At 67.2% G+C, this 20,757-nt stretch carries 19 protein-coding genes and 2 tRNA genes; 11 read left to right on the forward strand and 10 right to left on the reverse strand.

Features of this window, described 5'->3' with window-relative positions; all coding sequences use genetic code 11:
• A complete protein-coding gene (locus ACOJTB_RS11215) occupies positions 1-2,577 on the reverse strand; it encodes a methyl-accepting chemotaxis protein (protein ID WP_420102603.1) in 2,577 nt (858 codons plus the stop codon).
• Between the two features lie 162 nt (positions 2,578-2,739).
• On the opposite strand from ACOJTB_RS11215, the gene ACOJTB_RS11220 reads away from it, so the two are divergent.
• Positions 2,740-3,516: a DUF1499 domain-containing protein gene (locus ACOJTB_RS11220; protein WP_420102604.1), complete on the forward strand. Its 777-nt coding sequence runs from the start codon at positions 2,740-2,742 to the stop codon at positions 3,514-3,516.
• A gap of 10 nt (positions 3,517-3,526) precedes the next feature.
• Here ACOJTB_RS11220 and ACOJTB_RS11225 read toward each other — a convergent pair whose 3' ends face one another.
• Positions 3,527-4,441: an MBL fold metallo-hydrolase gene (locus ACOJTB_RS11225; protein ID WP_420102605.1), complete on the reverse strand. Its 915-nt coding sequence runs from the start codon at positions 4,439-4,441 to the stop codon at positions 3,527-3,529.
• A 121-nt stretch (positions 4,442-4,562) separates the two neighbouring features.
• On the opposite strand from ACOJTB_RS11225, the gene ACOJTB_RS11230 reads away from it, so the two are divergent.
• Complete coding sequence (locus ACOJTB_RS11230; protein WP_420102606.1) at positions 4,563-5,186, forward strand: biotin transporter BioY; 624 nt, start codon at positions 4,563-4,565, stop codon at positions 5,184-5,186.
• 95 nt (positions 5,187-5,281) lie between these two features.
• Here the strand turns inward: ACOJTB_RS11230 and ACOJTB_RS11235 are convergent, their stop codons facing one another.
• Both ACOJTB_RS11235 and ACOJTB_RS11240 read right to left on the reverse strand, forming a co-directional pair.
• Entirely contained in the window at positions 5,282-5,410 is a 129-nt protein-coding gene (locus ACOJTB_RS11235; RefSeq protein ID WP_420102607.1) for a hypothetical protein, read from the reverse strand.
• A 476-nt stretch (positions 5,411-5,886) separates the two neighbouring features.
• Positions 5,887-5,963 (reverse strand) — tRNA-Pro (locus ACOJTB_RS11240).
• A 168-nt stretch (positions 5,964-6,131) separates the two neighbouring features.
• On the opposite strand from ACOJTB_RS11240, the gene ACOJTB_RS11245 reads away from it, so the two are divergent.
• Positions 6,132-6,206, forward strand: a tRNA-Gln gene (locus ACOJTB_RS11245).
• Positions 6,207-6,429: 223 nt separating this feature from the next.
• Positions 6,430-8,400 carry a 3-hydroxyacyl-CoA dehydrogenase NAD-binding domain-containing protein gene (locus tag ACOJTB_RS11250; protein WP_420102608.1) on the forward strand — a complete coding sequence of 657 codons (1,971 nt, stop codon included), beginning with the start codon at positions 6,430-6,432 and terminating at the stop codon, positions 8,398-8,400.
• On the opposite strand, the gene ACOJTB_RS21830 is transcribed toward ACOJTB_RS11250, so the two are convergent.
• Positions 8,366-9,001 carry an inositol monophosphatase family protein gene (locus tag ACOJTB_RS21830; protein WP_465248404.1) on the reverse strand — a complete coding sequence of 212 codons (636 nt, stop codon included), beginning with the start codon at positions 8,999-9,001 and terminating at the stop codon, positions 8,366-8,368. The genes ACOJTB_RS11250 and ACOJTB_RS21830 overlap by 35 nt on opposite strands.
• Positions 9,002-9,090: 89 nt before the next feature.
• On the opposite strand from ACOJTB_RS21830, the gene ACOJTB_RS11265 reads away from it, so the two are divergent.
• The 7 genes from ACOJTB_RS11265 (at position 9,091) to ACOJTB_RS11295 (ending at position 15,857) form a co-directional block, all read left to right on the forward strand.
• The gene (locus ACOJTB_RS11265; RefSeq protein WP_420102609.1) at positions 9,091-10,182 is read left to right on the forward strand and encodes an ABC transporter ATP-binding protein; all 1,092 of its coding nucleotides are present in this window, start codon (positions 9,091-9,093) and stop codon (positions 10,180-10,182) included.
• A 21-nt stretch (positions 10,183-10,203) separates the two neighbouring features.
• Positions 10,204-11,232 carry an extracellular solute-binding protein gene (locus ACOJTB_RS11270; protein WP_420102610.1) on the forward strand — a complete coding sequence of 343 codons (1,029 nt, stop codon included), beginning with the start codon at positions 10,204-10,206 and terminating at the stop codon, positions 11,230-11,232.
• A 23-nt stretch (positions 11,233-11,255) separates the two neighbouring features.
• Positions 11,256-12,122 carry an ABC transporter permease gene (locus ACOJTB_RS11275; RefSeq protein WP_420102611.1) on the forward strand — a complete coding sequence of 289 codons (867 nt, stop codon included), beginning with the start codon at positions 11,256-11,258 and terminating at the stop codon, positions 12,120-12,122.
• Between the two features lie 10 nt (positions 12,123-12,132).
• A complete protein-coding gene (locus tag ACOJTB_RS11280; RefSeq protein ID WP_420102612.1) occupies positions 12,133-12,951 on the forward strand; it encodes an ABC transporter permease in 819 nt (272 codons plus the stop codon).
• A 24-nt stretch (positions 12,952-12,975) separates the two neighbouring features.
• On the forward strand, positions 12,976-13,890 hold the full coding sequence (locus tag ACOJTB_RS11285) for a polysaccharide deacetylase family protein (RefSeq protein WP_420102613.1): 915 nt from the start codon (positions 12,976-12,978) through the stop codon (positions 13,888-13,890).
• 168 nt (positions 13,891-14,058) lie between these two features.
• Positions 14,059-14,355 carry a hypothetical protein gene (locus tag ACOJTB_RS11290; protein ID WP_420102614.1) on the forward strand — a complete coding sequence of 99 codons (297 nt, stop codon included), beginning with the start codon at positions 14,059-14,061 and terminating at the stop codon, positions 14,353-14,355.
• Complete coding sequence (locus tag ACOJTB_RS11295) at positions 14,352-15,857, forward strand: amidohydrolase family protein (protein WP_420102615.1); 1,506 nt, start codon at positions 14,352-14,354, stop codon at positions 15,855-15,857. The genes ACOJTB_RS11290 and ACOJTB_RS11295 overlap by 4 nt, the downstream gene beginning before the upstream one ends.
• Positions 15,858-15,924: 67 nt before the next feature.
• Here ACOJTB_RS11295 and ACOJTB_RS11300 read toward each other — a convergent pair whose 3' ends face one another.
• From ACOJTB_RS11300 to ACOJTB_RS11320, 5 genes are all read right to left on the reverse strand, one after another.
• Entirely contained in the window at positions 15,925-16,731 is an 807-nt protein-coding gene (locus ACOJTB_RS11300) for an ABC transporter permease (RefSeq protein ID WP_420102616.1), read from the reverse strand.
• Complete coding sequence (locus tag ACOJTB_RS11305; RefSeq protein WP_420102617.1) at positions 16,728-17,633, reverse strand: ABC transporter permease; 906 nt, start codon at positions 17,631-17,633, stop codon at positions 16,728-16,730. Before ACOJTB_RS11305 ends, ACOJTB_RS11300 begins: the two co-directional genes overlap by 4 nt.
• On the reverse strand, positions 17,630-18,715 hold the full coding sequence (locus ACOJTB_RS11310) for an ABC transporter ATP-binding protein (RefSeq protein ID WP_420102618.1): 1,086 nt from the start codon (positions 18,713-18,715) through the stop codon (positions 17,630-17,632). Before ACOJTB_RS11310 ends, ACOJTB_RS11305 begins: the two co-directional genes overlap by 4 nt.
• Entirely contained in the window at positions 18,712-19,755 is a 1,044-nt protein-coding gene (locus ACOJTB_RS11315; protein WP_420102619.1) for an extracellular solute-binding protein, read from the reverse strand. The genes ACOJTB_RS11310 and ACOJTB_RS11315 overlap by 4 nt, the downstream gene beginning before the upstream one ends.
• Before the next feature lie 135 nt (positions 19,756-19,890).
• Positions 19,891-20,706 (reverse strand): DeoR/GlpR family DNA-binding transcription regulator, encoded by an 816-nt coding sequence (locus ACOJTB_RS11320; protein WP_420102620.1) that lies wholly within the window; start codon positions 20,704-20,706, stop codon positions 19,891-19,893.
• Between the last annotated feature and the right edge of the window lie 51 nt (positions 20,707-20,757).

Below are 20,757 nucleotides of genomic sequence, written 5' to 3' on the forward strand. Positions count from 1 at the left end.
TCAGAACTCCTCCCAGCCGTCGTCCTGGCGGCTGGCCGCAGCCTTGCGCGGGGCAGGGGCGGCCTTGGTCTGGGCGAAGGCGGCCTCGGCGAGCTGGCGCAGGCGTTCGGGCTCGCTGTCGCCCGCCGCGACATGGCCGGCGGTCGCCGCCACCGGGCGCGGGGCAGGGCGGGGAGCGGGGGCGTGGCGGGCCGGAGCCGGGCGGGCCGCGGCGCGGGCCGAGCCGACGGCGGCGGCCTGGGCCATCGGCGCGGCATAGGCGTGCGCCTGCATCGCCTGCCCCTCGCGGCCGGTCTTGAACTGCGCCACGAGATCGTTGAGCTGGCCGATACGGTCGGAGAGGGCATTGGCCGAGGCCGCGCTCTCTTCGGCGAGCGCGGCGTTCTGCTGCGTCATCTCGTCGAGATGCGCCACGGCTTGAGCCATTTCGTCGATGCCGCTGGACTGCTCGCCCGAGGCGGCGGAGATATCGGCGATGGTCGCCGCCACCTTCTGCGACGCGGCGAGGATCTGCGAGAGCTGCTCGCCGGCCTGGCGCACCAGCTTCACGCCGCCCTCGACCTCGCTGTTGGAGGAGGAAATGAGCGACGAGATATCCTTGGCCGCATCGCTGGAGCGCTGGGCGAGGGTGCGGACTTCCGAGGCGACGACGGCGAAGCCCTTGCCCGCCTCGCCGGCACGCGCCGCTTCCACCGCCGCGTTCAGCGCCAGCAGATTGGTCTGGAAGGCGATGTCGTCGATGACGCGGATGATGTCGGAGATCTTCTGCGAGGCGGTCTCGATCCGGGCCATGGCCTCGACCGCCTGTCCGGCGATGGCGCCGCCATTCTGCGCCGCCTGCATCGCTTCCGCGGCGATACGCGCCGCATCGCGCGAGCCGGAGGCCGAAGCCTTGACCGATGCGGCCAACTCCTCGGTGGTCGCGGCGGTTTCCTCCAGCGAGGACGCCTGATCCTCGGTCCGCTTCGACAGGTCGTCCGCGCCCATATTGATTTCACGCGAGGCCAGCTGAACGTCGGCGGCTGTCGTCTGGATCGTCGTCACGGTGTCCGAGAGGCGGTCGATGGTCTCGTTGATCGCGTGCTTGAGATCGGCGAAGCGACCGCGATAGGCGGTGTCGATGCGATTGGTCAGGTCGCCGCCGGCGATCGCCTGCAGCGTGCCGGCGAACTCGGTGGTGGCCGAATCCACCACGCCATTGATTTCGTTGATGCCTTCGACCAGCTCCTTGAGCGGGCCCTGCATGCCCTTGGTCTGGGCCCGGCCGGAGAAGTCGCCGTCTCGCGCCGAAACGACGATGGCGGAGACTTCGCTCAGCAGCGCCTGAACCTTCTGCGCCTGCTCGGCGTCGGCGAGCATCGCCAGTTCGCGATCGCGGCGGTTCTTTTCGAGTGCCAGAGCATTTTCGCGATAGGTCTCCAGCGCGGCGGTCAGCGCGCCGATCTCGTCCGGCGATGGCGCGGCCGGAATCCGTTGGCTGAAATCGCCCTGCTGCATCGTGTCGAGCGAGGATTTCAGGCCGGCCAGCGGCAGGCCGACGCGCCGGCGGATGCCGCGCAGGGCTGCGATGCAGACACCCAGGACGGCGAGCAGGAGCGTGGAGACGACCGCCAGCCGCAGCCATGCCGCCGTAAGCTTCTCCTGCGTGATCGCCACCATGTCGTCCAGCGACTGGGTGACCCCGTTGACAATCGCCTGGAAGGGGCCGTTGCAGAGCTTGGTGAACTCGGCCGCCGGCATCAGCGGGCCTGCTGCCGGGCCAAGCTTGCCCACGAGGGCGTCGAGCTGGGCATTGGCGGCGGCGACCTCGCTGGTCATGACCCCGATCTTGCGGGTGAGCTCGCTGCCGACGCCGGCCCGGGCGCCGAGCTGCGCAAGCTCCTTGAGCGCATTATTGGAGACGCCGCGATACTCGCCCAGCGCCCGAAGCTGGGCGGATTCGATGGCCTTTCCGGACGCGACCAACGGGCGCAGCAGCGAGCATTGCGTCCCGTAATTGGCCCTGACATCCCAGCCAGCCGCCTTGAAAGCCTGAAGATCGCCAAGGTTCGGGTCGGCCATGCGGACGGCTGTCGAGGTCGCGCCCGAAGCCTTCAGCATCGCATTTTCGACCATGGCGCCGACAGCGTCGTACCACGGGGCTGTGGCCGCCAGACTGCGTGCGTCCTTCGGCTTGGCGGCTTCGGCGTAGACCTGCGCAAGCTTGTCCCTGGTTGCGAGATCCTGCCGGCGCATCTCCTCCGCCAACGCTTCCCGCTCCGCCAGGCCGGTCGCGACCACACGCTCGATCGCCTGGGCCAGCGCGGCCTTGTTCGCCTCATCGATCTTGCGAATGGCCGAGGTGGCGTCATCGGTCGTCAAGATGACCGTCTGCGCCTGGCCGCGTGCATTGCGGATCGTGTTGCCCGCGAGAAGAAGCGCGCGGTCGGCCTCGACAAGATCCGCGAGGCGCTTGTTGGCCGCGACGTCGGTGCCGGCCTGCAGCGCCATGTAGCCGAGCGCGCCGATGCCGGGCACGCAGATGCAGGCCATGGTGGCGATCAGATAGCGCTGGATCGAGGCAGGAAAAAACTTCATAGGGCTCCCCGTCGCCGTCTAGCGGGTTGTTATATGGTCGAAGCGGGGCGGAGTTTATTTCAAACCGTAAAAAATTTAGTCAATTCCTGGTTGCAATCTGTCCATCGAGCACGTTTGCGGGCAGTCTTGTTTCTCTCCGCTCGTGCGGGCAGCCTCGCGACCATGCATCGCCGCCTCGTCCTGCAGGAACCCGTCTCGCGCGCCGCTCTTTGGAGCCGCCGGCTGGCCTGGTTCGCGGTGCTCGTTCTGGCGCTGTCTCTGCTCCTCGTGCGGCTGCGCGAGCCGAGCCTCGAAGGCCTGGCGCCGGTCGCGGCGGCTTATGCCGTTGTGCTCGCGGCGCTGGTGCTGGCCGTCATCGCTTTCGCCGGGATCTGGCGGCAGGGCTATCGCGGTGTCGGCATGGCCGCCTCGGCGAGCTTGATCTGCGTGCTGCTCCTGCTGCCGGCCGGTTATCTCGGCTACCTCTTCGCGACACGCCCGGCGCTGTCGGACGTTTCGACCGATGCGGAGGATCCGCCGGGATTCGCGCGTTCGCAGGCGGTTCTGAAGGCCCGCGCCGGCCATGTGCCGCCGGATGTGCCGCCCGAACAGCGGCGGCTGCAGCGCCGGGCCTATCCCAAGGCGCTGCCGCTGCTCCTCGACCTGCCGGCCGAGACCGCTTTCGCGATGGCGCAGAAGGCGGCGACGGCGCTGGGCTGGCAGGTTCTGGAAGCGACCCGGCCCGGCGGGCGCAGCGGGGCCGGGCGGGTCGAGGCGATAGCGCGCGGCCGGGCACTGCGCTTCGCCGAGGACATCACCATCCGCATCCGGCCGCGCGTGGGCGGCAGCCGCATCGACATCCGCTCGTCGTCGCGGCTGGGTGGCCATGATCTCGGCGCGAATGCAGCCCGGATCGCCGCCTTTGCCGCCGAGATGGAGCAGTTGGTCGAGAGTCGCTGATCGCGGGCGCTCACGCCAACCGGTAGCGGCTCGCCAGGTTCGGCGGCGCGTCGCTGCACATCACCTCGCCACGGTTCACGAGATCCTCCAACTGCGCCAGCACCGAAAGCGCGGCGGCGCCGTGCAGCGCCGGTGCGAGCCCCTGATAGATCGCGGGCACCATCGCGCCGATGCGCTCGTCGCCGGCGGCGAGGCGGTTGAGGATCGCGGCCTCGCGCTGGCGCCGGTGCTGCACGAGGCCGCGCAGGAAGCGCTGCGGCTCGGTCACGGGCCCGCCATGGCCGGGCCGATAGAGCCGATGCTCCATGCCTCTCAGCGTCTCGATCGATGCCATGTAGGCGGCCATCGAGCCATCCGGCGGCGCGATGACGGAGGTCGACCAGGCCATGACATGGTCGCCGGAAAACAGCGTTTCCTCCTCGGCGAGGGTGAAGGCGAGGTGATTGGCGGTGTGGCCGGGGGTCGCGACCGCGGTCAGGCTCCAGCCAGGCCCGGCGACGACATCACCGTCCCGCATCTCGATATCCGGCGCGAAATCGATATCCGCGGCAGCGTCGAGCACGCGCTCCTCGCCCGGGCCGAGGCTGCGGGACGGGCGGTGCGGCCCGCAGCCGACCACTCGCGCCCCCGTCGCGGCCTTCAGCGCGGCGGCCGCCGGAGAATGGTCGCGATGGGTATGGGTGACGACGATATGGCTCACGGTCTCGCCGCGCAGCGCCTCCAGCAGCCGTGCGACATGGGCGGGATCGCCGGGGCCGGGGTCGATCACCGCCACGGTGCCGCGGCCGACCAGATAGCTGCAGGTGCCGGTGAAGGTCATCGGCCCGCCATTGCCGGCGATCACCCGGCGCACCAGCGGCGACAATTGCGCCACCTCGCCCGGCGGCGTGGTGGCTTCGCGCTCGAACCGGATCTCGTCGCTCATGACAGCCCCTTCGCCCTGCGTCTCGGGCCCTGCCGCGGCGGCGCGGGTTTGCGCGAGGCGCGGTTTCCTATAGACCGGACGCAGCCGCTGCGCGCGGCTTTTGGCAAGACAGGATCATTCCATGGCCGACATGCTTTCCTTGCAGACTTCGACGCTGGCCGGCGAACTCTTCCCTGCGGCGCAGCCGCGATCGGTCGTGCTGCGCAATGTCGCGCTCGCCGTCGCCGGCAGCCTCCTCATGGTCGCCGCCGCCAAGGTCAAAGTTCCGTTCTGGCCGGTGCCGATGACTCTGCAGACGCTCGCGGTGCTCGCGATCGGTGCCGCCTATGGCTCTCGGCTGGGCGCTGCGACCATCGCGCTCTACATCGCCTATGGCCTGGCCGGGCTGCCGGTCTTCACCAACACGCCGCCGGTGGCGCCCGGCCCGCTCTATCTCGCCGGCCCGACGGGCGGCTTTCTCGTCGGGTTCGTCCTGGCTGCCGCCATCGCGGGCTGGGCGGCTGCCCGCGGCGCCTCGTTCGCCCGCATGATCGGCGGCATCCTGCTGGCGGATGTCGTGTTGATGGCGGCCGGTTGCCTATGGCTCGCCCTCGGCGCCCAGATGGCCGGCGGAGTGAGCGGCGTCGGCTTCGCCAAGGCCTTCGCCTTCGGCGTGCAGCCCTTCCTGCTCGGCGAAGCGCTCAAAATCTCGATCGCGGCCTGCCTCGTCGCCGCCGGGTGGTCCGTGCTCGGCCGTCGCGGCTGACCGGCGCTCCCCTCGCGAATTGAAAAAGGCCGGGTCACGCGACCCGGCCTTTTTTCATGGCTCGTTTCGAGGGCGCAGTTCCCGACGCGGCGGCGTCATTTGCCGGAGGGGGTGCCGCCGCAGCTGCCGGTGCCGAAGAGCGGACCGAAATTGCCGCATTTGTCGCAGCCGGACAGGGCCAGACCCAATCCCAGAATGGCGACGAGGAGGGTGAGGCGCTTCATGATCGTGACCGTGCGATGCCGAAAGGAGCCGCACTGTATGCCGGCCCGGCCGCCTGCGGAAGGCAGCGGTGCGCCTGCACGATTAGGGAGCCTCGTCGCACGTGTCCCCGGATGCGGGACGGTTCAGCGCGAACCCAGCGCGAGCCAGCCGAGAATGCCGATCGCCGAAGCTGCGACGAGCGCGAGCGTGAGCTGCGCGTCCCGGGGGCAATGGCGGATCATGTCGGGCTCCTTTCGGGAAAGGCCGCGGCACTAGCCTCGCCATCTGACAGCCGCGTGACGACGGCGCTGCACGCTACCGCGCGAGGAGGGCGTGCCGCCGGCCGCACCGCGGTCGACCGCCACATGGCCGCCGCTGCAGGCCAGACGACAGCCCGCGCCCGGCCGACGGCGGCATGCACGAGAAAAATCGCGGTGTCGCGGCGCATCCTGCGCTGCGCGTCCACCGGCATCACGTCATCATCAGCGGGAAATTTTGGTCGGAGTGGCAGGATTTGAACCTGCGACCCCCTCGTCCCGAACGAGGTGCTCTACCAGGCTGAGCCACACTCCGATCAACTGGTGGCCGGCTTATAGCCAGCGATGCGGATCTGCGCAACAGGCTGTTTGCATCCCATGCCCGATTTCTTCCGATGCCGCTGCGAGCGCCGGGCGAGGCGAGGGGCCCATCCGCCGAGGCGGTTGCGCGGAGTCCCGCGGCGGTCTAGAAGGCGCGCCACGGTGGGGCGTCGCCAAGCGGTAAGGCAGCGGTTTTTGGTACCGCCATGCGGAGGTTCGAATCCTCCCGCCCCAGCCAGTTTCCGTAAGGTCACTGATGCTCGCCACTCTTTTGGGTTGGCTGCGTCGGTATTACACCAGTTGGTGCAGCCGGGCCTGATACGCAGGTCCGGCACGAGCGGCTGGCACGTGGCGGGCGCCTCATATCGAGTGCCGATTCGCCGCCTCATCCGTCACTCAACTCACATGGATGCGCTATGACCGCGACTTCTCATGTCTCCCTCAGTTCGACGGATGGACCCGTGCGCCTCGAACGCGAGGCCGGCATCGGCTTCATCGTGATCGACAATCCGCCGATCAATGCAGGCTCGCTCGCCGTACGCCAGGGCATCCTCGACGCGATCGACGCTCTTGCCCGCGATGCCTCGTTGACGGCGGGCGTCCTGATCGGCGCGGGTACCACCTTCATCGCCGGCTCTGACCTGCGCGAATTCTCCGCTCCCCTCGCCGATCCGCAGATGCCGACGGTGATCGCCGCGATCGAAGCCTGCCCCAAGCCGATCGTCGCGGCGATCCATGGCGCGGCTCTGGGCGGGGGCTACGAGATCGCCTTGGCCTGCGATGGCCGCGTCGCGGTGGCCGATGCCGTGGTCGGCCTGCCCGAGGGCACGTTCGGCATTATTCCGGGCGCCGGCGGCACGGTGCGGCTGCCGCGCCTGACCGATGCCGCGACCGCGCTCGACATCGTCTCGACCTGTCGGCGGGTCAAGGCGCCCGAAGCCAAAGCGCTCGGCCTAATCGACGAGGTCGTGGACGATCTGCGCGCGGGCGCAGCGGCGTTCGCATCGGAGCTGCAGGGCGAGAAACACGGCCTGCGCGACCTTCCGCCGAAGCCGGTCGAGCCGGAGGCCTTCGACAAGGCCAGCGCCGCCGCTCTCAAGCGCGGGCGCGGCCGCCCCTATGCGCAGGAGCAGGTGGCGGCATTGCGCCGCGCCATCCAACAGCCCTTCGAGACGGCGCTGGCCGAGGAGCGCTCCGTCTTCCAGCGCCTGCGCCAATCCGAAGAGTCTGCGGCGCTGCGCCATCTCTTCTTCGCCGAGCGTGACGCCGCCCGCATCGATGGCCTCGGCGACGCCAAGCCCCTGCCGGTGACGAGCGTCGGCATCGTCGGCGCCGGGACGATGGGTTCCGGCATCGCCGCCGCCTTCCTGGCGGCCGGCTTTCCGGTGACGCTGGTCGACCTCAAGCCGGAGCTGCTGGACGCGGCGCGCGAGCGCGTCGCCGGCTTCCTGGCGAAGACGGCCAGGCCTGCTGCAATGACGACCGCTTCGGAGCTTGCCGCGCTCGCGCCCTGCGACCTCGTGATCGAGGCGGTGTTCGAGGACATGGCGGTGAAGCAGGATCTGCTGCGCACGCTGGACGGGATCGTGCGGCCGAACGCCATCCTGGCCTCGAACACCTCCTATCTCGATCTCGATGCCATCGCGGCCGTGAGCGCCGGTCCCTCGCGCGTCGTCGGCCTGCATTTCTTCGCGCCGGCTCATGTCATGAAGCTGCTGGAGATCGTGCGCGGTGCGAAGACGGCTCCGGCCGTGCTGGCGACGGCGCTGAAGCTCGGGCGCGCGCTCGGCAAGGTCGCGGTCGTCTCCGGCGTCGGCGACGGCTTCATTGGCAACCGCATCTACAACGCCTATCGCACCCAGTGCGAGGCGATGCTGCTGGCCGGCGCGCTGCCTGAGGAGATCGACGGGGCGATCGAGGCGCTGGGCTTCGCGATGGGCCCCTTCGCCGTCTCGGACCTCTCGGGCCTCGACATCGCCTGGGCGAACCGCAAGCGGAAACAGACCGAGACCGGCGACCGCAGCGACGTTCCCGTGCTGGAGTGGCTCGTCGCCGCAGGGCGGCTCGGCCGCAAGAGCGGGGCGGGCTGGTATGCCTATGAGGACGGGCGCCGGGTGCCCGATCCAGCGGTGACCGAACTCGTCGCCAAGGCGCGCGCCGAGCGGGGCATCGCCGTGGCCGCGCTTAGTCGCGAGACCATCCAGAACCGCGCCATGGCCGCCATCGTCAACGAAGCGCTGCTGGTGCTGGAGGACGGCATCGCCGCCCGCTCTTCCGACATCGATCTCGTGCTGATCAACGGCTACGGCTTTCCCCGCCATCTCGGCGGGCCGCTCTGGTGGGCCAAGGCGCAGGAGCGGACAAAGCTGGAGCAGGCACTCTCGGCGCTGGAGGGCCTCAAGCGTCGCGGGAGCCTCGATCGTCTCGGCTGAGGGGAATGCCGGTTTGAACGGTCCTGCCAGTGCGACAGGCGCGATCGTCGAGGGATGGGTGACGAACAAGATCTTGACGGGCCGAAGGCGACCCTAGACGGGGCATCGTCGTGATGGACCACGCCAACAAGGCGGGCGAATCCACGGTGCTGGAGCGCTGCTCGCTGCCGCTGACCGGGGCGGGCGTGGTCGCCATGATCATCACCGATCTGTGCGTCATGCGCTGCGCCGGGTTTCCCGGAGGCCGTTTCGTTTGAGCTACGCCGCCATGACTGGTTCGCTCCAGCATGGCGTCGTAGCGTTCCTCGGCTTTACCGGTTCGTAACACATCGCCGTAGCGGCGCGTCGGCAAGCCGTCGCCGCCGATCCAGCGCTCGCCCGTGACAGGGTTGTCGATGACGTCGAGCATCGGCCGGCCTCTATAAGTCAGCGCGATCAGCGTGCCGAAGGTCGGCATGCCGGTGATGAAGGCCTTGGTGCCGTCGATCATTAGCCGCGGCTGTCGCGCACTCGGCTGCTTCTCTTTTGATCGGCGCGGTTTGGGCTGGAGTCGGCACGATGATTGCTTCGTCGCTTTGCGATGACGGATGTCGACGCTCATGCCTTCCTGCTCGTGCCCCAGGCCCTTCCGGCCGGCAACCTGATCACGCCTTCGAAGCCTGCGGGCCGTGACGCGAGGCACGCCGCGCCATGAGCGAAGCCCGGCCCGTCCCGCATTCGCTGACGCTCGACGGCATCACTCACAGCTATGGCGGCGGGCTGGCGGTCGACAACGTCACGCTGGAGGTGAAGGGCGGCGAACTCGTGGCGCTGCTCGGGCCCTCGGGTTGCGGCAAGACCACCTTGCTGCGGATCGTGGCGGGCTTCATCGAGCAGAGCAATGGCAAGGTCATTCTCGGCGACAGGCCAATCGACACGCTACCACCGAGTCGCCGAGAGATCGGCATCGTCTTCCAGAATTACGCGCTGTTCCCGCATATGACCGTGGCGGAGAACATCGCCTATGGGCTCGCCGCCCGCGGCGATAGCCGCAAAGTCCAGGCCGAGCGCGTTGCCGAGATGCTGGCCCTCGTGCAACTCGAGGCCATGGCCGACCGCAAGCCGCGACAGCTTTCCGGCGGCCAGCAGCAGCGCGTCGCGCTGGCGCGCGCACTCGCCATGCGGCCGCGCATCCTGCTGTTGGACGAGCCCTTCGCCGCGCTCGACAAGAATCTGCGCCTCGACATGCAGATCGAGATCAAGCGCCTGCAGCGCCAGTTCGCCCTGACCGCGATCATGGTGACGCATGACCAGGACGAGGCGATGGCGATCGCCGATCGGATCGCCGTGATGAGCAAGGGGCGTATCGAGCAGGTCGGGACGCCCACCCAGATCTATGACGAGCCGGCGAGCCTCTTCGTCAACAGCTTCATCGGGTCGAGCAATTTGCTGGACGGCGTGATCGAGACGGTCGTGCCGGGCGGCTATCGCGTGAGCCTCAGGGCCGGCGCGTCCTGGACCCTCGCCTCGGCGCTGAAGCTCGCGGAGGGCACGCCCGTCGTGCTCTCGGTCCGGCCCGAGCAGATGCTGCTGTCGGAACAGCCGGCAGAGGGATTCTTCGCGGTCACGCCGAAGCTCAGCCTGCCGATCGGCGGAGAACTGATCCACGACGTGGGCGCACCCGGCCGCGTCTCACTCAAGATCGCCGCACCACGCCGCCCTGGCGAGGCGCTGAAGCCGCTCGACACCGCCTATTGCGGGCTCGCTCCCCATGCACGCCCATCCCTGTTTCTCAAATCGTGAACGACAACTGAGGAGGATCCCATGAGCATCATCACCCGCCGCGAGATGCTGGCCGGGCTCGGCGCGCTGGGCGCGGCAGCCGGCTTGGCGCTGCCGGCCCGGGCCGCCGGTAGCCTGACTGCCGCCATCTATCCCGGCACCTGGGAGGAGGCCTATCGCAACGTCGTCGCCCCGGCGCTGAAGAAGAACTACGGCGTCGACGTCGCCTTCGACTCGCTGTTCGCGGTCGATCAGGTGGCTAAGGTCCGCGCCGCGCGCGGCGTGCCGCCCTTCGACTGCTTCGTGCTCGACCCCGGCCCGGCGGCGTCCGCCATGCAGGCGGGCCTGTTCGAGCCGATCGACGCCTCGAAGCTGCCCAACGCCGCCAAGGTGCCGAAGGGGCTCGTGACCTCGCATGCCGTCACCTGCAACGCCCAGGTCGTCGGCATCGCCTACAATCCGAAGAAGTTCGCCACGCCGCCCAAGAGCTGGGCGGATCTGTTCAAGAGCCCTTATGTCGAGCGTCTCGGACTGACGGGATTCCAGACCACCTTCGGCACCGTCTCGCTGATCGAGATCGCCAAGGCTTTCGGGGGCGGCATCGACAATATCGAACCCGCCTTCAAGGCGCTGAAAGAGGCCGCGCCCAAGGTCGCTGCCATCGCCGCTCCGGCTGCCCTGCCGGGCCTGTTCCAGCAAGGACAGATCGATGTGATGTACGGCAACACCAACACTGTCGCGATCCTGAAGGGCAGGGGTGTCGATATCGCCTATGTCGCGCCGGAATCCGGCTCGATCACGTTCCAGACGACACTTCACATCGTAAAGGGGGCCGACAATGTCGACGCCGCCCACAAATACATCGACACCGCGATCTCGGCGCCGATCCAGGACGCGCTGCAGAAGGCGCCCTACAACATGGTGCCGATCAACACCGACACGGCGCTCGACCCCTCGCTCGACATCAAGTCGCTCGACGAATTGTCCAAGATGGTCACGCATGACTGGACGAAGATCAATCCGCAGCGCGCCGCCTGGATCGAGCGTTTCAACAAGGAGATCACCAAGTAAGGGCGCGAGTGGGGACGCAGGCCATGGCCGCCGCCGCGAGCGCGACGAAAGGAGGCTTCCTGGGGCCGCGGGTGGAGTGGCGCCTCGCGGCGCCGCTCGGCCTGACCTACCTCGTCTTCTTCGCTGCGCCCTTCGCGATCCTGCTCGGCATCAGCTTCTATGCCGATGCCGAGCAGACCCGGCTGGGGCTGGACAGCTGGCTGAAGTTCTATGGCGATGCCTTCTATCTCAAGGTGGTCTTCGACACGCTGAAGCTCGGCCTCTTCGCGGTCGCCGCCACCACCATCCTCGCCTATCCGTTGGCGCTGGTCTTTCGGGCGAGTTCCCTGCGGGTGCAGCGCCTGCTCACCTTCATCATCCTGATGCCGCTGCTGACCTCTGTCGTCATCCGCACCTTCGCCTGGATCGTGATCCTGGCCCGCGAGGGCGTCGCCAATCAGGTGCTCATGGGGCTGGGCCTGACCGCGGCGCCGCTCAACCTGCTTCAGACCGAGCTCGGCCTTGTGATCGCCCTGACGCAGATCGAGATGCCGCTGATGCTGCTACCGCTACTGACCATCCTGAACCGCATGGACCAGAACCTCGTCGATGCCTCGCGGGCGCTCGGCGCCTCCCAATGGCGCACTTTCTTCAAGGTCGTGCTGCCGTTGACACTGCCGGGCTGGGTAGCCGGCGCGACGCTCGTCTTCGCGTCCGCCACAACCGCCTTCATCTCGCAGAGCGTCATCGGTGGGGCGCGCCTCGTCTACTTGCCGGCGCTGATCTACCAGCAGGCGACGGTCGTCTATAATTGGCCCTTCGCGGCGGTCGCCTCGCTCACGCTGCTCTTCACGGTGCTGGTCGGCATCATGGCGCTCGGCCTCCTCGGCCGCTTCGCGCGGATGGATTGAGGAGGGCGGCATGCAGCGCGCGACATTCGCCGATCTTTCATATCGCTGGGTGGTGGGGCTACTCGCCGGCGTCGCCATCCTGATCTTGGTCGCGCCGGTGGTCATCGTGATCACCACCTCCTTCACCACCTCGCAAGCCCTGCGGTTTCCGCCGCCCGGCCTCTCGCTGCGTTGGTATCAGGAGCTGTTCGATCCCGTCCGCTCGGCGCCGATCCATGTCGCGGCCTGGAACAGCGTCTGGGTCGCCTTCTTCGCCACCGCGATCGGTATGGTGCTTTCAGTTTTAGCGGCCCTCTCGGTCGCGCGGGTCAGCCGCCCCTCGGCGCGGCTGCTGGAGGCGAGCTTCCTCTCGCCGCTGGTCCTGCCCGCGCTGGCCTATGGCCTGGCGGCGCTGATGTTCTTCTCGGTGCTCGGCATCCGGCCCTCGCTCAATCTTCTGATCGCCGGCCATCTCGTGGTCATCGCGCCCTTCATCTTCCGCACCACACTGGCGAGCCTGACGCAACTGGACACGACCCTGCTCGAAGCGTCGCATAGCCTGGGCGCGAGCCGCTTCTACGCCTTCCGACGCATCACCTTGCCGCTGATCGCGCCGGGTATCGCGGCGGGCGGCTTCCTGGCCTTCGTCTCTTCAATGGACAACGTGCCGATCTCGCTGTTTCTTTCAAATGCGCGCACCGGAATGCTGCCCATCCGGATGTGGGGCATGATGGAATCGACGCTGGACGTGCGCATCGCCGCCATCGCCGGCGTGCTGATCCTCGCCACTCTCGTCCTCATGCTCGTCATGGACCGGCTGACCGGGCTGACGAAGCGCATGAGCGCCTGATACCGGTCTGAACGGAGCCCGCCGATGCCTGCCAGCTACGACCGCGACCTGATCGGCTATGGCGCCCATCCACCGGACCCGAAATGGCCGAACGGCGCGCGCATCGCGGTCAATTTCGTGATGAACTACGAGGAGGGATCCGAGCCTTCGGTACAGGACGGCGAGGGCTATACCGAGCTCGGCCTGACCGAGGCGAACGGCCTGCCGACCGGGGTTAAGGGGCGCGACCTCGCGGGCGAGGGCATGTTCGCCTATGGCAGCCGCGTCGGGTTCTGGCGGCTCATGCGGCTCTTCCAGCAGCGCGGCCTGCCGATGACCGTCTTCGGCTGTGCGCTGGCGATCGAACGCAATCCGCAGGCGGCCGCCGCGATCAAGGCCTCCGGCTTCGATGTCTGCAGCCATGGCTGGCGCTGGATCAAGCATTACGACCTCTCGGAGGATGAGGAACGCGAGCACATCGCCAAGGCCATCACTTCGCTGGAGGCGACGGTGGGGGAGCGCCCGCTCGGCTGGTATTGCCGCTATGGGCCCAGCGTGAACACGCGCCGGCTTGTCGTGGAGGAGGGCGGCTTCCTCTATGATTCAGACGCCTACGACGACGAGCTGCCCTATTGGAAGCTGGTCGACGGCAAGCCGCATCTCGTCGTGCCTTATTCGCTGGTGAACAATGACGGCAAGTTCGGCTCCGGTTTCTTCGCCACCTCGAACGATTATTTCGACTGGCACAAGGACGCTTTCGATATGCTCTATGCCGAGGGGGCGACCCAGCCCAAGATGATGTCGGTCGGCCTGCATATGCGCCTGATCGGGCACCCGGCCCGCGCCGCCGGTCTCGCCCGCTTCCTAGACTATGTGCAGAGCCATGAAGGCGTCTGGGTGACGCGGCGGCTGGACATCGCCAAGCATTGGCGCGAGGTCCATCCCTTCACTGGCGCCTGAGAAAGCTAGGATCGCGATGCCTATCCCGGACCTGATCGTCGCCCTCGGCGAAACGCGTACCGCGTCGAGCGACCCTTCGGCTCATGGCCGCAGAACAGCGGCTTCGTCACCGATGTCACGGCCGATCCGCGCGGCGATGTCTTCGTGATGCTCCGGCACGATCCTCTAATGCAGCCGGACGATCCGCGCGTGATCGAGCTGTCGCTGGAGGGAGACTACATCGCCGGCTGGGGCGGCGACCTCATCGCCGATTCCCATATGCTCACCGCCGATCTCGAAGGGCGCATCCTCTGCGTGGACCGCGACATGCACGAAGTGATCATCTGCTCAAACACCGCCGAGCGGCTCGGCCGCTGGCGGCCAATGCTGAATGGCGCTCATGGCCTTTTCGGCACGCCCAGCGGCGACATCCTGCTTGCCGCGGCCAATCCCAGCCGCCTCACGCACCTTGTGCGGCTGACATGAGCCAGGACACGATCCTCTGGGGCGCGACCCTGCTGGAAGGCTTCGACGCAGCGGGCGAGCCGATCCTCCATGAGAATGCCGGCCTCCTGATCCGCGACGGCATCATCGTCCAGATTGGCATGATCGCGGAACTGGAGGCGGCTTCGCCACAGGCGAGGATCGAGGGCGGCCCGGGCTTCGCGATCACCCCCGGCTTCGTCAACGCGCACCACCATGTCGGGCTGACGCCGCTGCAACTCGGCTCGCCCGATCATCCGCTCGAACTCTGGTTCGCCTCGCGGCTGGCGCTGCGCGATGTCGATCTGGAACTGGACACGCTCTATTCCGCCTTCGAGATGATCGAGAGCGGCGTCACCACCGTGCAGCATCTGCACAGCCGGGCGCCGGGTTCGCCGGACGCCGTTCTGGCCGCTGCGGACAAGGTGATCGGCGCTTATCGCCGCATCGGCATGCGCGCCTCCTATTCCATGGCCCTGCGCGACCAGAACCGGCTGGTCTACGAGGCCGACCAGGATTTCGTGGCGCGGGTGCCCGCCGAATTGCGACCGGCCCTGGCCGCCTATTTCGCGCGCTTCACGCTGCCTCTGGCGGAACAGGTGGCGATCTTCGACGAGCTGCTGCGCCGGCATGGAGGGGGCGAACGCATCCGTATTCAGATCGCTCCGGCCAATCTGCACTGGTTGTCGGATCAGGCACTGGAGACCGCGGCCGATCTCGCCGGCCGAACGGCGCTGCCCGTCCACATGCATGTGCTGGAGACGCCCTATCAGAGGGCCTATGCGCAGAAGCGCACCGGCGGCTCGGCGCTCGCCTGTCTCGACCGCTTCGGCCTGCTCGGGCCGCATTTCACCATCGGCCACGGCGTCTGGATGAGCGAGGACGACATTGCGCTTGCCGGCGACCGCGGCGTCTGCATCTGCCACAACTGCTCCTCGAATTTCCGCCTGAAGAGCGGGCTCGCGCCGGTCAACCGCTTCCTGGCCCGGGAGATCCCGGTCGCTCTCGGCATCGACGAGGCGGGGATCAACGATGATCGCGACATGCTGCAGGAGATGCGCCTCGCGCTGCGCGTCCATCGCGAGCCGGGAATTGATGCGCCGTGCCCGAGCCCGGCGCGGGTGCTGCGCATGGCGACCGAGCACGGCGCCCGCACCACGCCCTTTGCCGGCAGGATCGGCAGACTCTCCCCGGGCATGGCCGCCGATTGCGTGGTCTTCGACTGGAAGGCCGTGACCTGGCCCTATCAGGACGACGCGCTCGGCTTTGTCGACGTGCTCGTCCAGCGGGCAAAAACGAAGTCAGTGCATGCCGTCATGGTCGCCGGTGATTGGATCTATCGCGAGGGCCGCTTCACCCATGTCGATCGGGACGAAGTTATGACGGAGATCGCCAAACGCCTGTCGCAACCCAGAAGCACGGCAGAGTTGGAACGCATCACGCTCTCAGCCGACGTGATGTCCCATGTCCGTCAATTCTATGACGGATATATCGACAAGATCTGATCGCGATCTTGTCGGCCCGTGAATTGGGCCGGACTGCACGAAACCGTTACGATGAGGGGAGGCGGCGTCAGTCGTTGACGCGGTCCAGCCCGATCGTGGCCGATATGGCCAGCAGCGCCAGCACGGCCAGCAGGATCTGGACGCTCGAAATCGCGGCGACCAGCGGCGAATTCGTGTTCTGCACGATCGTCAGCAGTTCGACCGGCAAAGGTCGGTCGCGGTAGCCATGTGTGAAGATCGTCACCGAGAGATTGTCGAAGCCCTCGATGAAGGTGAAGACGGCGCCGGCGAGGATCGCCGGCATCAGCAGCGGCAGGGTGATCGTCCGGAAGCTCTGCCAGCGCGTCGCACCGAGATTGAGCGCCGCCTGTGCGAGCAGAGGGTCGAGCTTCTGCATCCGTGCCATCACGGTGCGCACCATCACCGCCATGACATAGACCGCGATCGAGATCGATTGCAGGCCGATCGAGGGGCCGATGCCGAACAGCGCCCCCGCGAAGAGAACCGCGACGCCCAGGACGATGCCGGGCACCATATGGGGCAGCAAGACGAAGACCGACAAAGCGGTCGCGCCTCTGAAATCGCCGCGCGCGCAGGCCAGCGCGCTTGGCACGCCGAGCGCTATGCATAGCGCAGTGACATAGAGCCCGACCTTGATGCTGGTCCACATCGCGCCCATCAACACGGGCTGGCTGAACAGGCGGACATACCAGTCGACCGTGAAACCGGCGGGCGGGAAGCTAATATAGCCGCGCGTGTCGAAGGACATGATCACGACGATCACGGCGGGCAAAAGCAGCAGCGCCAGCGAGAACAGCGCGACCGCGATCAACAGGCCGATCCCGCAGCGGTCGAGCCAGTCGGTGCCCTTCATCGTTGCGAAACCCTCGTCCAGCGTGTCCCGAGATTGGTCAGCCAGGTGATGGCCGCCAGCACGACGAGGCAACTGGTCATCAGCAGCAGGGCGGTCACCGCACCCTTGCTCCATTCCAGCGAGTAGACGACTTGCTCGTAGATCATCGTCGCGGCGTTGAGGTAATTGCCGCCGCCGAGCAATTGCGGCACCACGAAGGTCGTGTAGCTCAGGGTGAAGACGAGCGCGGCGCCAGTGCCGATCCCGCCGATGCTGAGCGGGAGGACGACATGGCGCAGCGTGCCAAGCCGGCTCGCGCCGAGATTGGCCGAGGCTTCGTCGAGGCGCCGGTCGTGCCGGCTCATCACCGCGATGAGCGGCAGGATCATGATCGGCAAATGGACCTGCACCATGCCGATGATGACGGCCCATGGCGTGTTGATGATGCGCAGCGGGGCCTCGATCAGCCCGAGATCGAGCAGCAGGCTGTTGACGACTCCGCGCCCGCCCAGGATCACGATCCAGGAATAGGTTCTTACGATTCCGCTCGTCAGAATAGGCGCGATGGTCAGAACCAGGATGACGCGCCGTAGCCAGGGCTTGCCGATGAGGTAGAGGTAGGCCACCGGGAAGCCGAGCAGTACACAAAGCACAGTCGTGGACAGGGCCAGTGTGAGCGAGCGCTGGAAGGTAATCCGGTAGAGCGGATCGCTGATAGCCGTGGTCAGATGCGACAGCGAGAAGTCCTGCGAGACGATGACGCCGCGCGAGACCACGATGTCGGAAAAGCCGAGCGAGAGCAGGATGAAGAAGGGGATTACGGCGACGAAGGTGAGGACCAGGATGGCCGGCACGGCCGGCCACACGCCGCTGCCCGAGAGGACCTCGTCCAACAGCCGCCGGTGCAGGCCCCGCTCGCTCATATCCGCGGATAAGCCAGGCAGGATGTCGGATCGCGCAGGCTGATCGCCACGCTGTCGCCGCTGCCGAGGGCGGTCGCGTTGGCATCCCTGAGGGCGACGACCTTCAGCGGCTTCGATCCGCCTGCCTCGACCTCGTATTCCATCAGGGCGCCGACATGGCGACGGGAAACGACGCGGCCCTGCCAGCCGGTCCCGCTCGAGGAAGCCAAAGCGAGATGATGCGGCCGGATGAGCACGGTGACAGGCCCTTCAGCCGAGGTCTCGATCACCTGGCCGCTCGGCAGCCTCACTGCGCCTGCGTACGCCTCGGTCTCCCAGAAGTTCGATGCGCCGACGAAATCGGCCACATAGGCCGTCTCCGGCCGGTCGAAGATATCCTCCGGCGTGCCGAGTTGCTCGATCCGGCCCGAGCGCATGACGGCGATCCGGTCGCTCATCGTCAAGGCTTCTTCCTGGTCATGGGTCACGAAGATCGCAGTGATTCCAAGCCGCTTGATCAGCTGCCGCAATTCGACCTGCATGCCGCCGCGCAATTTGGCGTCGAGCGCGTTGAAAGGCTCATCGAGCAGCAGCACCCGGGGCTCCAGCACCAGCACGCGCGCGATCGCCACGCGCTGTTGCTGTCCTCCGGATAATTGGCTGGGATAGCGATCCTCGAAGCCCGACAGTGACACCGTTGCCAGTGCGAGGCCGACACGCCGCGCGATCTCGGCCGCCGACGTGCCACGCATCTTCAGCCCGTAGCCGACATTGCCGGCGACGGTGAGATGCGGAAACAGAGCATAGCTCTGGAAGACCACGCCGACCGGCCGGCGGTTGACCGGCACCGCCTCCATCTCGCGCCCATCGATCCGGATGGCGCCGGCGTCGGGCGTCAGGAACCCGGCGATGCAGCGCAGCAGCGTGGTCTTGCCGCAGCCCGACGATCCCAGCAGGGTCAGGATCTCCCCTTCCTGCGCGGTCAGCGAGCAGCCATCAAGCACCGTGAGACCGGCGAAGCGCTTGCGCACCGCGTCGATCGTCACGACCGTCGCCGCAGCGCCCGTCGATGGCGGTGCGGCCAGGGTGACGGGTTCGGTCAAGCCGCGAACATCCGGTCGAAAGCCTCGACGATCTTGCCGCGGTTGGGCGCCACCTTGGGCCAATCGACCGACGTCATCGAGGAAATTTCCTCGGGCGTCGAAGGCAGATAGGCGGCGGCACCCGGCGGGGGCAGCACGCCCTTGACGACCGTGCCGAAATAATAAGGCGGCTTCGATGCGAATTCCTGGCTGTCCTTCTCCAGCAGGATGTCCGCGAATTCATGCACCAGGTCGCTATGGGCCGTGCGCGCGAATTTGACGATCATCGTCGGGAGCATCAGCGGGCCGGGGCCGGTGACCTTCGCATAACCCAGCGGCAGGCCGCTGGAGACCGCGATGCCGGTGTTGTCGTGCCAGAGTGGGCAAAGCCCGATCTCGCCGCGCTCGAGCATCTGCTGCAACAGGTTCGGATTGCGCCCGACTAGCGGCTTGAGCTCCTTCCATTTGGCGAGCCCGAAATCGGTGTCCGAGTCCGGCTTGCCGAAGGCGGCTGCGCCGATCGAGACGCAGGCCAGCCCGAGATTGGACTGCGGCCGGCATAGGCCGATCTTACCGGCGTATTCCGGCTTCCACAGGTCGGCCCAGCTCTTGGGCGGGTTCGGCACCATCTGCTTGTTATAGGCGACGCCGATGCCGGCGAAGCTCACCGGCACGCCCCAGCCATAGGCATAGGGCGGAAAGCGGTCGTCGAGGGTCTTGGCGTTGGGCACCTTGGAGATGTCGAGCTTCTCAAGCACGCCCTCGTCGGCGGCGTTGATGATGGCGGGCGAGCCCATCACCGCGAAATCGTAGGGGGAGGCGCCGCGCGCCGCCTTGATCTGCGCGATCGCCTCCGCAGAGAGCCCCCCGATGATGCGCAGGGTGACGCCGGGATGACGTTTGCCGAGGATCTCGCCGGCCCGCTTCAGCGGCTCGTCCTGCGCACTGCCATATCCGATCATCACCAGCTCGCGGGCCTGCGCCCGCAGGACCGTGGGCGTAGCAATCGCCGCGGCGGCTGCGCTGCCCGCCAGGAAATCGCGTCTGGACACCGTCTTCATGCAGGGCCTCCCGGGCGCGGCGCTTAAAGGGCATGGAGCCAAAGGCGAAATCCAACCGCGTGACTTTCAATCTGAACTCAATCGAAAGATATCGCAAGTTCAAAACTTAGCCGGTGTCCGCCCGAAAATGCGCCGTCATGCCACTGCGATGCGCAGCCCTGCGGCTTCGAGGCGCTGAATGTCGGCGGCCGGTGCCCCGTTGTCTGTCACCAGCGCCTCGGCCGCATCCAGGGAAGCGATCCGGGCGCTGCCGACATGGCCGATCTTGGCGTGGTCGGCCACGAAGACGACGCGGCGGGCGGCGTCGATCATTGCCTTCTTGACCTCGGCCTCATCCCAGTTGCCGTTCGTGAAGCCGCGCTCGGCATCGATCCCGGCGCAGCAGAGAAAGGCGATGTCGGCGTTGATCTCGCGTAGAAGCGTGGTGCCGAAGGGCGAGATCAGGCTGGAGCTTTCGAGATTGCGTCCGCCGGTTTTCACCCGGCCGCCTGTGACGATGACGGTCAGGCCAGGGTGGTTCCGTAGGGCGATGGCGATGTCGAGCCCGTTCGTGACGACGACGACATCCGTCAAGGCTTCGGACAGGTTCTGTGCCAACGCCAGGGACGTCGTGCCGGAATCGAGGATGATGGTTTCGCCGTCGCGCACCATGCTCGCCGCGAGCGCGCCGATGCGCTGCTTTTCCTCGGAGAAGCTCTGGCTCGGCAGGTCGAGAGGCCTTTCGAAGCGGGAGGGGCGCAGGGCCATGGCGCCCCCTCGGATGCGGCGGATCAGGCGTCGTTTCTCCAGTGCATCGAGATCGGCCCGGATCGTGACGGCCGAAACGCCAAGCGCCTCCGCGAGTGCCGCGACCTCGACGGTACCCCGTTCGGCCAGCGTCGCCAGAATGCGCTCGTGCCGAGGCAGGGAGCTGCCGCGGCGCAAGTCGGCAGGTGGGGCGTGCTCGTTCATGTGATCCTGTTTCCGCTTGCGTTATAGACTGGAATGAAGAATATCGAAAGT

It is taken from the genome of Allobosea sp. (assembly GCF_048595345.1).
Lineage (GTDB): Bacteria > Pseudomonadota > Alphaproteobacteria > Rhizobiales > Beijerinckiaceae > Allobosea.